The sequence below is a fragment of the Streptomyces marincola genome (assembly GCF_020410765.1).
Lineage (GTDB): Bacteria > Actinomycetota > Actinomycetes > Streptomycetales > Streptomycetaceae > Streptomyces > Streptomyces marincola.
In genome coordinates this window covers 5,466,363-5,479,102 of the sequence record NZ_CP084541.1, presented here as the reverse complement: position 1 = coordinate 5,479,102, position 12,740 = coordinate 5,466,363, and the positions used below count along the sequence as shown (strand labels likewise).

The following is a 12,740-nucleotide window of genomic DNA, read 5'->3' as shown; positions in this document are numbered from 1 at the left end:
TCCGCACAGCGGCCTCAAAGGCGCGGATCAGGTAGCAGGACCAGCAGCGGGAGGCGTCGTGGACAGCGATCGGGACAGGGTTCGTCACGGGGAGGACACCTCCGCCGACGAACACCCCGATGCCGATCTCCAGGAGGAGGAGTCGGAGAGCACGGGGCAGTTCACCATCGACTACACCCCGCCCGCCTGGTATTCGGGAGGCGGCGGCACATCCGGACAGCAACCGTCCGGACAGCCGCGCGACGAGCGGCCGGCGCCGCCCCGCGAGCAGCCGCGGGACGACGGCCCAGGCGACGTGGTGAGCGGGGCGACGATGCAGATCTCGCCCGCGACCGTGCGCAGGGCCACCGGCGAGACCCCCGCGCCGCCGGCGCAGGGACCGCCCCCCGGCTCCCAGGACCCCAGGCTGGCCGCCGCGCCCCCCGGTCCCGCACCGGCCGGGCTGCCGCCCCTGCCTCCCGCCTTCCTGGCCGGGTCCGCGCCGCCGCCCCCCTCGGCTCCCCCCGGCTTCCCTCCCCCTCCGGCCGCGCAGCGCGAACCGGCGGATGCCTCCGCCACCGCGCCCCGGGCGGACCCGGCCGCGCCCGCGGCCACGGGACCCGCCGCTCCGGCGGCCCCGGCCGCCGCGGCCCAGGACGAGGAGGGCGCCGAACCACTCGGCCCCGACTACACCTTCACTCCCCCGCCCGACGAGGCCGGGCCCGAGGAATTCGGCGGCGCCCGCACCGAGTTCCCCCGGCCCGCGGCGGAGCCCGGCGCCCCCGGCTCCGAGGGAGCCGACGAAAGCGGGGCCGATGGGGCCGACTCCGGCTCAGGAGCCGGCCGGCCGGAGGCCGCGACCGGCGAGGCGGACCGGTCCCCGGCAGCGGCGGGGCCGCCCGCGCCGCCCCTCGGGCTCGGCCCGCCGCCCGCGCCCAACGCGGCCGAGGGCCCTCCGCACGCCCAGCCCCCGGCGCCCGCGCCCGTTCAGCCGCCCCCGGCGCCCGCGGCGCAGGAGCCGGGCGGCGCTCCCCGGCAGGATCCGCGCGCCGCCGGGCCGTTCCCGTTCGCCGGTGCGCCACCGCAGCCCGCGGCTCCCCAGTCGCCGGGGCCCGCCGGGCAGCAGCCGTTCGGGCAGCCGCATGCCGCCTCCCCCGCCGGATATCCGCCTCCGCACCACCAGCAGCAGCCGCACCAGCAACCGCAAGGGCCGCGGCAGCCGTTCGGGCTGCCGCCAGGACCGGCGCAGCAGCAACCGGGAGCAGCGCCCGCGCCCTTCGCGCCCCAGCAGCAGGCTCCGCAACAAGCCCACCAGCAGCCGGCCCCGCGGCAAGCCCACCAGCAGCAGCCGACGCCGTGGCAGCAGAACGGACCGGCGCAGCAGCAACCGGCGCAGCAGCAACCGGGATTGCCCGCACCGTTCGTCCAGCCGCCCCAGCAACCGCGGCCCGGTCAGGACCAGCCGCCCATGGCCGACGCCGCCCGGCCGGACCAGCAGGGGTACGCGGCCCAGATGCAGCCCGGCGCCCTCGGGTACACCGCCTCCGTGGAGCTGTCCTCGGACCGGCTGCTCCAGGACAAGCGCCGGAACCGGGCGCGTTCACAGCCGGCGAGCAGGCCGGGAGGCCGGTTCCGCATCGGCGGCAAGGCCGCCGAGCAGGAGCGGCAGCGCAAGCTGGACATCATCCGCACACCGGTCCTGTCGTGCTACCGCATCGCGGTCATCAGCCTCAAGGGCGGCGTCGGCAAGACGACCACGACGACCGCGCTCGGCGCGACGCTCGCGAGCGAGCGGCAGGACAAGGTCATCGCCATCGACGCGAACCCGGACGCGGGAACGCTCGGCCGCCGCGTGCGGCGCGAGACCGGCGCCACCATCCGCGACCTGGTGGGCGCCATCCCGTACCTCAACAGCTACATGGACATCCGGCGGTTCACCTCGCAGGCGTCCTCGGGCCTGGAGATCCTCGCGAACGACGTGGACCCGGCGATCTCGACCACGTTCAACGACGAGGACTACCGCCGCGTCATCGACGTGCTCGGCAAGCAGTACCCGATCATCCTCACCGACTCGGGCACGGGCCTGCTGTACAGCGCGATGCGCGGCGTGCTCGACCTGGCGCACCAGCTGATCATCGTGTCCACGCCCTCGGTCGACGGCGCGAGCAGCGCCAGCACCACGCTCGACTGGCTCGCGGCCCACGGCTACGGCGGTCTGGTGCAGCGCAGCGTCACGGTGATCTCCGGGGTCCGCGAGACCGGCAAGCTGGTGAAGGTCGAGGACATCGTCGCCCACTTCAGGACCCGGTGCCGCGGGGTGGTGGTGGCCCCGTTCGACGAGCATCTGGCGGCCGGCGCCGAACTCGACCTGGACATGTTGCGTCCGCGCACGCGGCAGGCGTACTTCGACCTCGCCGCGCTGATCGCCGAGGATTTCGTGCGGGTCCAGCAGGAGCAGGGGCTGTGGACCCAGGACGGCGGGATGCCTCCGCAGATGGCCCCGCCGCTGCCCGGCCAGGGGCAGCCGTCGGCGGAAGGGTACGGCTACCCGCAGCAGGCACCGCAGCAGGGCTACGGGTACCCGCAGCACGGGTACGGCTACCCGCAACCGCCGGCGCAGCCGTACGGCTACCCGCAGCAGCCGGGCCCCTGGCCGCAGCAGCCGCCGCGCTGAGCCGCCGGCCCGGGCCCGTTCCCACGGGTCCGGGTCAGCTCTCCCGGGTCAGTTCCCGTACCCGGCGGATGTCCTCACCCATGCGGTCGAGCAGCTCCTCCAGCGTGTCGAACGCCTGCTGGCCGCGCACGAACGAGTGGAAGTCGACGGCCACCCACTGGTCGTACAGATCGAGGTCCGTGCGGTCGAGCGCGTACGCCTCGACGGTCCTGCGAGTGCCGCCGAAGTGCGGGTTGGTACCGACCGAGATCGCCGCGGGCATCCGTTCCCCCGCCGCGGTGAGCCAGCCCGCGTACACGCCGTCCGCGGGAACGGCCGAGTGGGGCACGGTGTCGAGGTTGGCCGTGGGAATGCCCAGCTCGCGCCCCCGGCGTGCGCCGTGCACCACGATGCCTTCGAGGCGGTGCGGACGGCCCAGCGCCTCGGCCGCTCCGCGCACGTCGCCCTCGGAGATCAGGCGCCGGACGAGGGACGAGGAGAACGGTTCTCCGCCGCCGGCCGCGCCGCTCTCCACGAGGTCGACGACCACGACGTCGAAGCCGTAGGTGCCGCCCAGTTCCGCGAGGGTCCCGACCGTGCCCGCGGCGCGGTGGCCGAAGCGGAAGTTGGGCCCCTCGACGACGGCCCGCGCGTGCAGCTTCTCCACGAGGACCTTCACGACGAACTCGGCGGGCGGCAGCTGGGAGAACTCCTTGGTGAACGGCAGCACGAGCACCGCATCGACCCCGAGCCCGGCCATCAGCTCCGCGCGCCGGGGATGCGGGGCGAGCAGCGGTGGATGGCTGCCCGGCCGCGTCACTTCCTTGGGGTGCGGGTCGAACGTGACCACGACGGTCGGCAGGCCGAGCTCCCGGGCATGGGCCACGGCCCTGCCGATGATCAGCTGGTGCCCTCGGTGCACCCCGTCGTACGAACCAATGGTGACGACGCTTCGTCCCCAGTCCTCAGGGATGTCCGCCATGTCACGCCAGCGCTGCACCGTTCGCTCCTCGCCGTGTCTCCAGTGAACCACCGCTGTGGGCCTGCCGGTCCAAGGTACCCGGAGCGGTGGCCGGGCAGCCGGGTGGCCGCGTCAGGCGAAGACCGCCAGGCTCCGCGACCGCTCGCCCGCGGCGTCGATCAGCGCGATGAAACGGTCGTCGGGCCCGAACACCGCCACCGGGCCCGCGGGAAGCGGCGGGGTGGCGATCCTGGCACCGTTCCCCAGCAGGGCGGCCTGCTGCTTGTCGACGTTCCAGCGCGGGAACGCCGCCGCGGCGGCCTCACCGAGCGGCAGCACCGTCAACTCCTCCCGCAGGCGCTGGAGCGGGTGGGCCGCGGCCAGTCCGTAGGGCCCCACACGCAGCCGCCGCAGCGCCGTGAGGTGCCCCCCGGTGCCGAGCGCGGTTCCCAGGTCGCGCGCGAGCGCCCGGATGTAGGTGCCCGACGAGCACACGACGCCGACGTCCACATCGGTCACCCGGGTGCCGTCCTCCGCCCGCAGCTCGCGGACCTCGTGGACGGTGAACGAGCGGACGGTGACCGGGCGGGCCGGGATCTCCACGTCCTCCCCGGCGCGCACCCGGTGGTAGGAGCGCCGGCCGTCGATCTTGACGGCGCTGACCTTCGCGGGCACCTGCATGATGTCCCCGGTCAGGTCGGCGACCGCCGCACCGAGCGCGTCCCCGGCGATGTCGTGGGCACCGGCGCTCCCGGTGATCTCGCCCTCGGCGTCGTCGGTGACCGTCGTCTGGCCGAGCCTGATGGTGCCCGCGTACTCCTTCTCGGTCAGGGCGAGGTGGCCGAGCAGCCGGGTGGCGCGCCCGACGCCGACGACGAGCACGCCGGTGGCCATGGGGTCCAGCGTCCCGGCATGCCCGACGCGCCGGGTGCGGGCGGCGCCGCGCAGCACGGCGACGACGTCGTGCGAGGTGAATCCGGCGGGCTTGTCGACGACGACGAGCCCGTCGGGTGCGCTGTGGCTCATCGGCCGCTCAGTCCTCGCCGCGCGCCGGGCCGCCGTCGCGGTCGTCGCGGTCCTCGTCCTTCACGTACGGGTCGGCGTCGCCCGCGTACTCGGCTCCTGCCGACGCCTGCCTGACCTGCTCGTCGCGTTCCCGCGCCCGGGTGAAGAGGTCGTCCAGGTTCCGCGCGTTCTCCGGCAGCGCGTCGGGGACGAACTCCAGGCTCGGCGTGTGCTTCACCCCCGCGGCGGCCCCGACGGCGGACCGCAGCACGCCCTTGGCGCTGCGCAGCCCCGCCGCGACCTCCTCCCGGGCGGCCTCGTCGCCGTACACCGTGTAGAACACGGTGGCCTCCCGCAGGTCGCCGGTGACCCGTGTGTCGGTGATGGTGACCCGGGTGCCGAGTCTCGGGTCCTTGACGTCCCGGTGGAGCTTCTCGGCGACCACCTCGCGAATGAGGTCGGCCAGCTTCTTCGCCCGCGCCTTGTCCGCCATCGGTCCATCTCCTTGCTCACGTGCCCGCTCGGTGGCGCGCAGTCGTGCTATTCGTCGTGGTCGCCGTGGATGCGCCGCCGCACGGACAGCAGCTCCACTTCGGGTCGAGCGGCCATCCACCGCTCGCATCGGTCGAGGACTTCGGTGAGGTGGGCCGCGTCCCCCGAGACGACGGCCAGCCCGATCTCGGCTCGGCGGTACAGATCCTGATCACCGACCTCGGCCACGCTGACCTCGTGGGAACGGCGCAGTTCCGCCACGATCGGCCGTACCACGGAGCGCTTCTGCTTCAGCGAGCGGACGTCGCCGAGCAGCAGGTCGAAGGACAACGTCCCGGTATACATAGCGATGATCGTAACGGGAACGGCCGGGGCCGATCGACGGAGTTTCCCCCGGCCGACCGGCCCCGGCCGCCTGCTCACGCGCGGGGCTTCTCCCGCATCTCGTACGTCGCGATGACGTCGTCGATCTTGATGTCGTTGAAGTTCCCGAGGTTGATACCGCCCTCGAAGCCTTCCCTGATCTCGGTGACGTCGTCCTTGAACCGCCGCAGGCCCTCGATGGTGAGGTTCTCCGCGATGACCTTGCCGTCGCGCACCAGGCGGGCCTTGGTGTTCCGCCTGACCTCGCCGGACCGGATGAGGACACCCGCGATGTTGCCCAGCTTGGAGGAGCGGAAGACCTCGCGGATCTCGGCGGTGCCCAGCTCGACCTCTTCGAACTCCGGCTTCAGCAGGCCCTTCAGGGCCGCCTCGATCTCCTCGATCGCCTGGTAGATGACCGAGTAGTACCGGACGTCCACGCCCTCGCGCTCGGCCGCCTGCGTGGCACGCCCCTCGGCGCGCACGTTGAAGCCGAGGACGATCGCGTCGGAGCCGGCCGCGAGGTCGATGTCGGTCTCGGTGACCGCACCGACGCCGCGGTGCAGCACCCGCAGATCGACACCCTCGCCGACGTCGAGCTGGAGCAGTGAGGACTCCAGGGCCTCGACGGAACCGGACGCGTCGCCCTTGAGGATGAGGTTGAGCTGCTGGATCTCGCCCGCCTTGAGCACCTTGTCCAGGTCCTCAAGGGACACCCGGCGGGTGCGCTTGGCGAACGCCGCGTTCCGCTCGCGGGCGGCGCGCTTCTCGGCGATCTGCCGCGCGGTGCGGTCCTCGCCGACCACCAGGAAGTTGTCCCCGGCGCCCGGCACGTTGGTCAGACCCTGCACCAGGACCGGCGTGGAGGGCCCGGCCTCGGAGAGGTTCCTTCCGGTGTCGTCGAGCATCGCCCGCACACGGCCGTGGGCGTCGCCGACCACCATCGTGTCGCCGACCCGCAGCGTGCCGCGCTGCACCAGCACGGTCGCGACGGCACCGCGCCCGCGGTCGAGGTGGGCCTCGATCGCGATGCCCTGCGCCGCCTGCTCCGGGTTGGCCCGCAGGTCGAGCGCCGCGTCGGCGGTCAGGACGACCGCTTCGAGCAGCCCCTCGATGTTCGTGCCCTGGCGGGCGGAGATGTCGACGAACATCGTGTCGCCGCCGTACTCCTCCGCCACCAGCCCGAACTCGGTGAGCTGGCCGCGCACCTTCGCCGGGTCGGCGCCCTCGACGTCGATCTTGTTGACCGCGACGACGATCGGCACCTCCGCCGCCTTGGCGTGGTTCAGCGCCTCGATCGTCTGCGGCATCACGCCGTCGTTGGCCGCCACCACGAGGATCGCGATGTCGGTCGACTTGGCACCGCGGGCACGCATGGCGGTGAACGCCTCGTGGCCCGGGGTGTCGATGAACGTGATCGCGCGGTCCTCGCCGTTGACGTCGATCGACACCTGGTAGGCGCCGATGTGCTGGGTGATGCCGCCGGCCTCGCCCTCGATGACGTTGGTCTTGCGGATCGCGTCGAGCAGCCGGGTCTTGCCGTGGTCGACGTGGCCCATGACGGTGACCACCGGCGGGCGGGAGGTCAGGGCCTCCTCGCCGCCCTCGTCCTCGCCGAACTCGATGTCGAAGGACTCGAGCAGCTCGCGGTCCTCCTCCTCCGGGCTGACGATCTGGACGGTGTAGTTCATCTCGTCGCCGAGCAGCGTGAGCGTCTCGTCCGAGACCGACTGGGTCGCCGTGACCATCTCGCCCAGGTTGAACATCACCTGGACCAGGGACGCCGGGTTGGCGTTGATCTTCTCCGCGAAGTCGGTGAGCGAGGCGCCGCGCGAGAGCCTGATGGCCTCGCCCTTGCCGCGCGGCAGCATGACACCGCCGATGGACGGGGCCTGCATGGCCTCGTACTCCTGGCGGCGCTGCCGCTTCGACTTGCGACCGCGCCGCGCCGGGCCGCCGGGACGGCCGAACGCGCCCTGGGTGCCGCCGCGGCCACCGGGGCCGCCGGGACGGCCGCCGAAGCCACCGCCGGGACGGCCGCCGAAGCCGCCGCCACCGCCGCCACCCGGGCGGGTGCCGGTGCCCGTGCCGCCGCCGCGGCCGGCGAAGCCGCCGCCACCGCCGCCACCGGGACGACCGCCGGGACCGCCGCGGCCGGCGAAGCCGCCGCCACCGCCACCGCCGGGACGACCGCCGGGACCGCCGCCCGGACGACCGCCGGGACCGCCACCGGGGCGACCGCCGGGACCGCCGGCCGAGGGCCGCTGCGGCATCATGCCCGGGTTGGGCCGGTTGCCGCCGGGGCCCGGACGCGGCCCCGCGGGACCGCCCTGCGGACGCGGCATGTTGCCGGGCGTGGCGCGCCCGCCGCCGGGCGCCTGCGGGCGCGGGCCGGGACGGTCACCGCCCGGCCGGGGGCCGGGACGGTCCTGACCGGGTCCTGGACGCGGTCCAGGGCCGGGGCGCGGCGCCTGCTGGGGCCTGGCCATACCGGTGGAACCACCGGTCGAGAACGGGTTGTTGCCGGGGCGGGGGCCCGAGGGCCGGCCACCGGGCTTGGGGCCGCCCGGCTTGGCCGGCGCGGGCTTGGGGGCGTTGCCGCCCTGCGGCCTCGGCGTCTGCTGCTGCGGCCGGCTGCCGGGCTTCGGCGCCTGCTGGCCGCCACCGCCACCGGGTCGCGGCGCGTTGCCGCCGGGGCGGGGCGGGGCGGACTCGCCGCTCGCGGGCGGCGCGCTGAACTCCGGCGCGGCCGGGCCCGGCCTGGCGGCGGGCTTGGGGCCGGGGCGCGGGGCGCCCGGCTTGGGCCCCGCGGCGGGGGCGCCCGGCTTGGGGCCGGGCGGCCTCGGGGTCATGGCGCCCGGCTTCGGGGCGCCAGGCCTCGGGCCTGAGGGCGCGCCCGGCTTCGGGGCGCGGCGGCCACCGCCGCCGCTGAAGGCATCTGTCAGTTTGCGGACCACGGGCGCCTCGATCGTCGAGGACGCCGAACGGACGAACTCACCCAACTCCTGGAGCTTGGCCATCACGACCTTGCTCTCAACTCCGAGCTCCTTGGCGAGCTCGTATACCCGGACCTTAGCCACTTCGCTCCTTATACGGTCCGGGGTGGGTCGTCCGCCGGACCTTCGCTACTTCACGGGCGTACTCATCGCGTACTCATCGAGTGCTCATCGCAATCTCGACCTACTTCCGACTCGCGAGGTACCTCTTCGTGCGGAACGTCCGCACCTTGCATTTTCTACGGTGCCGCCTGACCGACCGCCTGCCGCAGCTCCCCCGTGTCGAGCGGCCCCTGCACCTTCAAGGCCCTGGGGAACGCTCGACGGCGGACAGCCAGCTCAAGACAGGCCGGCGTGGGATGCACATAGGCACCCCGACCGGGCAGCGTACCGCGAAGATCGGGGACACAGCGACCCTCGATCACCACCACACGCAGCAGGCCGTCTCGGGCTGAGCGCTTCCGGCAGCCGACACATGTACGTTCCGGGCAGCCGCAAGCGCGTGTCCGGCCAGACACCAAGATTCTACCTCCCCGTGCGCCCGTGCCCATCGGGCGGGCCCACGCCAGCTTTCAGGGGAACAGCCGACCTGCCGCCGGCATTCCCGGGTCGCGCCGGGCGCCGCTCACCCGGCGTCCTGCTCGCTCTGCTCGGTGTCCGGCCTGATGTCGATGCGCCAGCCGGTCAGCCGCGCCGCGAGCCGCGCGTTCTGCCCCTCCTTGCCGATGGCGAGGGACAGCTGGTAGTCGGGCACCGTGACCCGGGCCGACCTGGCCGCCTCGTCCACCACCTCGACCCGGGTCACCCTGGCCGGCGAGAGGGCGTTCGCCACCAGCTCGGCCGGGTCGTCCGACCAGTCGACGATGTCGATCTTCTCGCCGTGCAGCTCGGCCATGACGCTGCGGACCCGGCCGCCCATCGGGCCGATGCAGGCCCCCTTGGCGTTCAGCCCTGAACGCAGCGAGCGGACCGCGATCTTGCTGCGGTGCCCGGCCTCCCGCGCGATGGCCGCGATCTCGACCGAGCCGTCGGCGATCTCGGGCACTTCGAGCTCGAACAGCTTCTTCACGAGGTTGGGGTGCGTGCGCGAGAGGGTGACCGAGGGGCCGCGGGCGCCCTTCACGACGCGCACCACGTACGAGCGCAGCCTGGCACCGTGCGAGTACACCTCGCCCGGCACCTGCTCCTGCGGCGGCAGGATCGCCTCAAGGCGCCCGATGTCGACCAGCACGCTCTTGGGGTCGCGGCCCTGCTGGACGATGCCCGCGACCACGTCGCCCTCGCGGCCCGCGTACTCGCCGAACGTCACGTCCTCCTCGGCGTCGCGCAGCCGCTGGAGGATGACCTGCTTCGCGGTGGTGGCCGCGATCCGCCCGAACCCCTGCGGTGTGTCGTCGAACTCCCGCGGCTTTGCGCCCTCCTCGGCGTCCGCCAGGTCCTCGGCGTCCTCCCGGGCCCACACGGTCACGTGGCCCGTCTTCCGGTCGAGTACCACCCGGGCCTGCCTGCGGCTGCCCTCGGTGCGGTGGTACGCGATCAGGAGTGCCGACTCGATGGCTTCCACCAGCACGTCGAAGGAGATCTCCTTCTCCCGGACGAGCCCTTGCAGGGCCTGCATGTCGATGTCCACGACTACGTCTCCTTCAGGCTCTCGTCACGAGCCGGCTTGCGGCTGAACTCCACCTCGACCCGCGCCCCGGCGATGCCGGTGAACTCCACCCGCCGCGCCGTGGCCCTGCGGCCCTTCTCCCCCGGCACTTCGAGATCAAGCCCCTCGTCGTCCACCGCGACGATCCGGGCGGTCACCTCGCCGCCCTCGCGCAGGCGGAGGCGGGCCAGGCGGCCGACGGCACGGCGGTAGTGGCGCGGCTCGGTCAGGGGGCGCTCCGCGCCGGGCGAGGTCACTTCGAGTACGTAGGGCGCGCCGCCCATCACATCGTCCTCGTCCAGCAGGGCGGAGACCTCGCGGCTCAGCTCGGCGCAGGCGTCGAGGCCGACGCCGCCGTCCTGGTCCACGACCACCTGGAGCACTCGCCGGCGGCCCGCCGGGGTGATGCGCACCTCTTCGAGGTCCATCCCCCGGCTGCCGGCCAGCGGTTCGAGCAACTCCCGCAGCCTGTCGATCTGGGTGGAACTCATCCGGGTGACTCCTCGGCCGCGTGTGCTGTTGTCGGGGTGGCGCGTCTCGGGCGCTCGCGCCCAACAGCCTAGCGCCTCGGGCACGGTACGCCGACCGACCGGCCCGCGGGACCTGGCACGCCGGGAGGTGGGCCGGGGCCGGGATGGACCCCGCGCACAGGTACGCTCACGGGGCGGTGATCTCTCCGGCCCGCGCGCCCCGGGCGTGCGGCCGTCGAGGAGAGCCGCCGCCTGCCCTACGGTCCACTCCACGAGTCGGGGAAGCCATGTCCACTGGCGTGTCCTTCGGCATCTCCACCGGCGTGCCCCGGCGCGCCCTGCTCGCGAGCTGCCTCCTGACCGGTGCCCTCACCGGGTGCACGTCGTCCGGCGGTGCCGGGGCCGGCGGGCGGGCCGCGGGCCCGGGGGCCGCCGCGGGCCTGCGCCGCCGCGCCGCGCGCGCCAGCAGCGCCCTCCTGGCGCGCTACGACGCGACGTCCGCCGCCCACCCGGCCCTCGCCGGGCCGCTCGCCCCCTTCCGCGACATCGTCACGGCCCACCTGCGCGCGCTCACCGAGGCGGACGCCGCCTCGGCGGCCCCGGACGACGGCGTGGGCGCCGGCCCCGAGGGCGACGTGCCGCGGGTGCCCGGCGAACCGGCGGGCGCGGTCTCCGCGCTGGCCGCGGCGGAGCGGCAGGCCGCTGAGGAACGGCTGCGCACCCTGGCCGACGCCCCGCCGGAACTCGCCAGGCTGCTGGCGGCGCTGGCCGCCGCGGGCGCGGCCCAGGCCCACCTGCTCGGCGAGGTCCGCGCATGAGCGAGGACACCAGGCGCCTTGAGGCCACTCAGGCCGCGCTCGCCGCCGAGCACGCCGCGGTCTACGGCTACGGCGTGGTCGGCGGCCGGATCGGGGAGGAGCGCGGCGCCGAGGCCCGCGAGGCGCACACCGCGCACCGTTCGCGCCGGGACCAGCTGCACCGGGCCGTTCGCGACCTCGGTGGGGAGCCGGTGGCCGCCGCCGCGGGCTACGCCCTGCCCTTCGAGGTCACCGACAGCGCCGGCGCGGTGGAACTGGCGGTCGAGCTGGAGACGCGCCTGGCCGGCTGCTACGCGGACCTCGTGCTCGCCACGTCGGGAGAGGCGCGCGGCGCCGCCGCGGCGGCCCTGCGCGAGACGGCGGTGCGCGCGGCGCGCTGGCGCGGGCACGGGGAGCCGTTCCCCGGTCTTGCCGAGTACGCGGACGAGAGGCGGTGAGCGCGATGGCGGCGGCCGTCACCCCCTGTCCGCCCCGGCGGCTCGCCCGGGCCCAGGGGGCCGGGGCGGCTGACTGGCTGGCTGAGCTGCCCGCCCTCGTGGAACGGCTGCTCGACCGCTGGGAGCTGACCGCCGAGCGGGTCGCGGAGCCGGGCGGGCGCAGCAGCATGACCGTGCTGGTGCGGCGCGCGGACGGGGAGCGCGCGGCGCTGAAGCTGTGCGCGCCCGGCGCGCCCGCGGCTCTCGAAGAGGCCGCGCTGCGGCGCTGGGACGGCCACGGCGCGGTCCGCGTGCTGCGCGGCGCGCCCGACGAGGGCGCGCTGCTGCTGGAGCGCCTGCGCGGGGAGACGTCGCTGCGCGCCCTGCCGGAGGCGAAGGCGATGCTTGAGGCGGTGTCGGCGGTGCGGCGGCTGTGGATCGACCCGGGCGCGGAGCACCCGTTCCCCACGGTGGCGCTCCGGACGGCGCGGTCGGAGCCCGCGCTGCTCGCCGCAGCGGACGGGGAGGCCGGGCCGCTGGTGGCCGAGGCCCTGCGCCTGCGCGAGTCGCTGATGGCGGACGCCCCAGAACAGCTGCTGCTGCACGGCGACTTCCGGCAGGGCGCGGTGCTGGCCTCGGACTCCGGGCGGGCGCCGTGGCTGGCGGCCGGGCCCGAGCCCGTGGTGGGCGAACGCGCCTGGGACCTGGCCAGGCTGGTGCGCGACCGGCTGCACGACCTGGCCGCGTCGCCCGGCGCGCCCGCCGTGACGCGGCGCCGGGTGACGCGGCTGGCGGACGCGGTCGAGGTCGACGCGGAGCGGCTGCGCGGCTGGGCGCTGTACCGGGCGGTGGAGTCGGGCGTGGGCCACCTGGCGGCGGGCCGCCGCGCGGAGGGCGAGATGCTGCTCGAATTCGCGACCTGGCTGTAGCGCCGGATCT

At 74.9% G+C, this 12,740-nt stretch carries 12 protein-coding genes; 4 read left to right on the top strand and 8 right to left on the bottom strand.

Annotated elements, in window-relative coordinates; translation table 11 throughout:
* The first annotated feature begins 58 nt into the window (after window positions 1-58).
* Complete coding sequence (locus LC193_RS29025) at window positions 59-2,653, top strand: SCO5717 family growth-regulating ATPase (protein WP_264086281.1); 2,595 nt, start codon at window positions 59-61, stop codon at window positions 2,651-2,653.
* Window positions 2,654-2,687: 34 nt separating this feature from the next.
* Here the strand turns inward: LC193_RS29025 and LC193_RS24220 are convergent, their stop codons facing one another.
* The 8 genes from LC193_RS24220 to rimP all read right to left on the bottom strand — a co-directional run bounded on the left by LC193_RS24220 (window position 2,688) and on the right by rimP (window position 10,588).
* On the bottom strand, window positions 2,688-3,632 hold the full coding sequence (locus LC193_RS24220) for a bifunctional riboflavin kinase/FAD synthetase (RefSeq protein WP_226077429.1): 945 nt from the start codon (window positions 3,630-3,632) through the stop codon (window positions 2,688-2,690).
* Between the two features lie 93 nt (window positions 3,633-3,725).
* Window positions 3,726-4,619, bottom strand: coding sequence for a tRNA pseudouridine(55) synthase TruB (gene truB, locus LC193_RS24215; protein WP_226077428.1), 894 nt, complete (start codon window positions 4,617-4,619; stop codon window positions 3,726-3,728).
* Between the two features lie 7 nt (window positions 4,620-4,626).
* Entirely contained in the window at window positions 4,627-5,091 is a 465-nt protein-coding gene (gene rbfA / locus LC193_RS24210) for a 30S ribosome-binding factor RbfA (protein WP_226077427.1), read from the bottom strand.
* Window positions 5,092-5,138: 47 nt separating this feature from the next.
* Window positions 5,139-5,435 carry a DUF503 domain-containing protein gene (locus LC193_RS24205; protein ID WP_226077426.1) on the bottom strand — a complete coding sequence of 99 codons (297 nt, stop codon included), beginning with the start codon at window positions 5,433-5,435 and terminating at the stop codon, window positions 5,139-5,141.
* Between the two features lie 74 nt (window positions 5,436-5,509).
* Window positions 5,510-8,533 carry a translation initiation factor IF-2 gene (gene infB / locus LC193_RS24200; RefSeq protein ID WP_226077425.1) on the bottom strand — a complete coding sequence of 1,008 codons (3,024 nt, stop codon included), beginning with the start codon at window positions 8,531-8,533 and terminating at the stop codon, window positions 5,510-5,512.
* 155 nt (window positions 8,534-8,688) lie between these two features.
* A complete protein-coding gene (locus LC193_RS24195; RefSeq protein ID WP_226077424.1) occupies window positions 8,689-8,967 on the bottom strand; it encodes a YlxR family protein in 279 nt (92 codons plus the stop codon).
* Between the two features lie 107 nt (window positions 8,968-9,074).
* Window positions 9,075-10,079, bottom strand: a complete 1,005-nt coding sequence (nusA, locus tag LC193_RS24190; RefSeq protein WP_226077423.1) for a transcription termination factor NusA — start codon at window positions 10,077-10,079, stop codon at window positions 9,075-9,077.
* A gap of 2 nt (window positions 10,080-10,081) precedes the next feature.
* A complete protein-coding gene (rimP, locus tag LC193_RS24185) occupies window positions 10,082-10,588 on the bottom strand; it encodes a ribosome maturation factor RimP (protein ID WP_226077422.1) in 507 nt (168 codons plus the stop codon).
* Window positions 10,589-10,854: 266 nt separating this feature from the next.
* On the opposite strand from rimP, the gene LC193_RS24180 reads away from it, so the two are divergent.
* Genes LC193_RS24180 through LC193_RS24170 form a run of 3 tightly spaced genes read left to right on the top strand, consistent with a single transcriptional unit; the run spans window position 10,855 to window position 12,730 of the window.
* Window positions 10,855-11,385, top strand: coding sequence for a hypothetical protein (locus tag LC193_RS24180; protein WP_226077421.1), 531 nt, complete (start codon window positions 10,855-10,857; stop codon window positions 11,383-11,385).
* A complete protein-coding gene (locus LC193_RS24175; protein WP_226077420.1) occupies window positions 11,382-11,822 on the top strand; it encodes a ferritin-like domain-containing protein in 441 nt (146 codons plus the stop codon). The genes LC193_RS24180 and LC193_RS24175 overlap by 4 nt, the downstream gene beginning before the upstream one ends.
* 5 nt (window positions 11,823-11,827) lie before the next feature.
* On the top strand, window positions 11,828-12,730 hold the full coding sequence (locus tag LC193_RS24170; RefSeq protein WP_226078865.1) for an aminoglycoside phosphotransferase family protein: 903 nt from the start codon (window positions 11,828-11,830) through the stop codon (window positions 12,728-12,730).
* The last annotated feature ends 10 nt before the right edge of the window (window positions 12,731-12,740 follow it).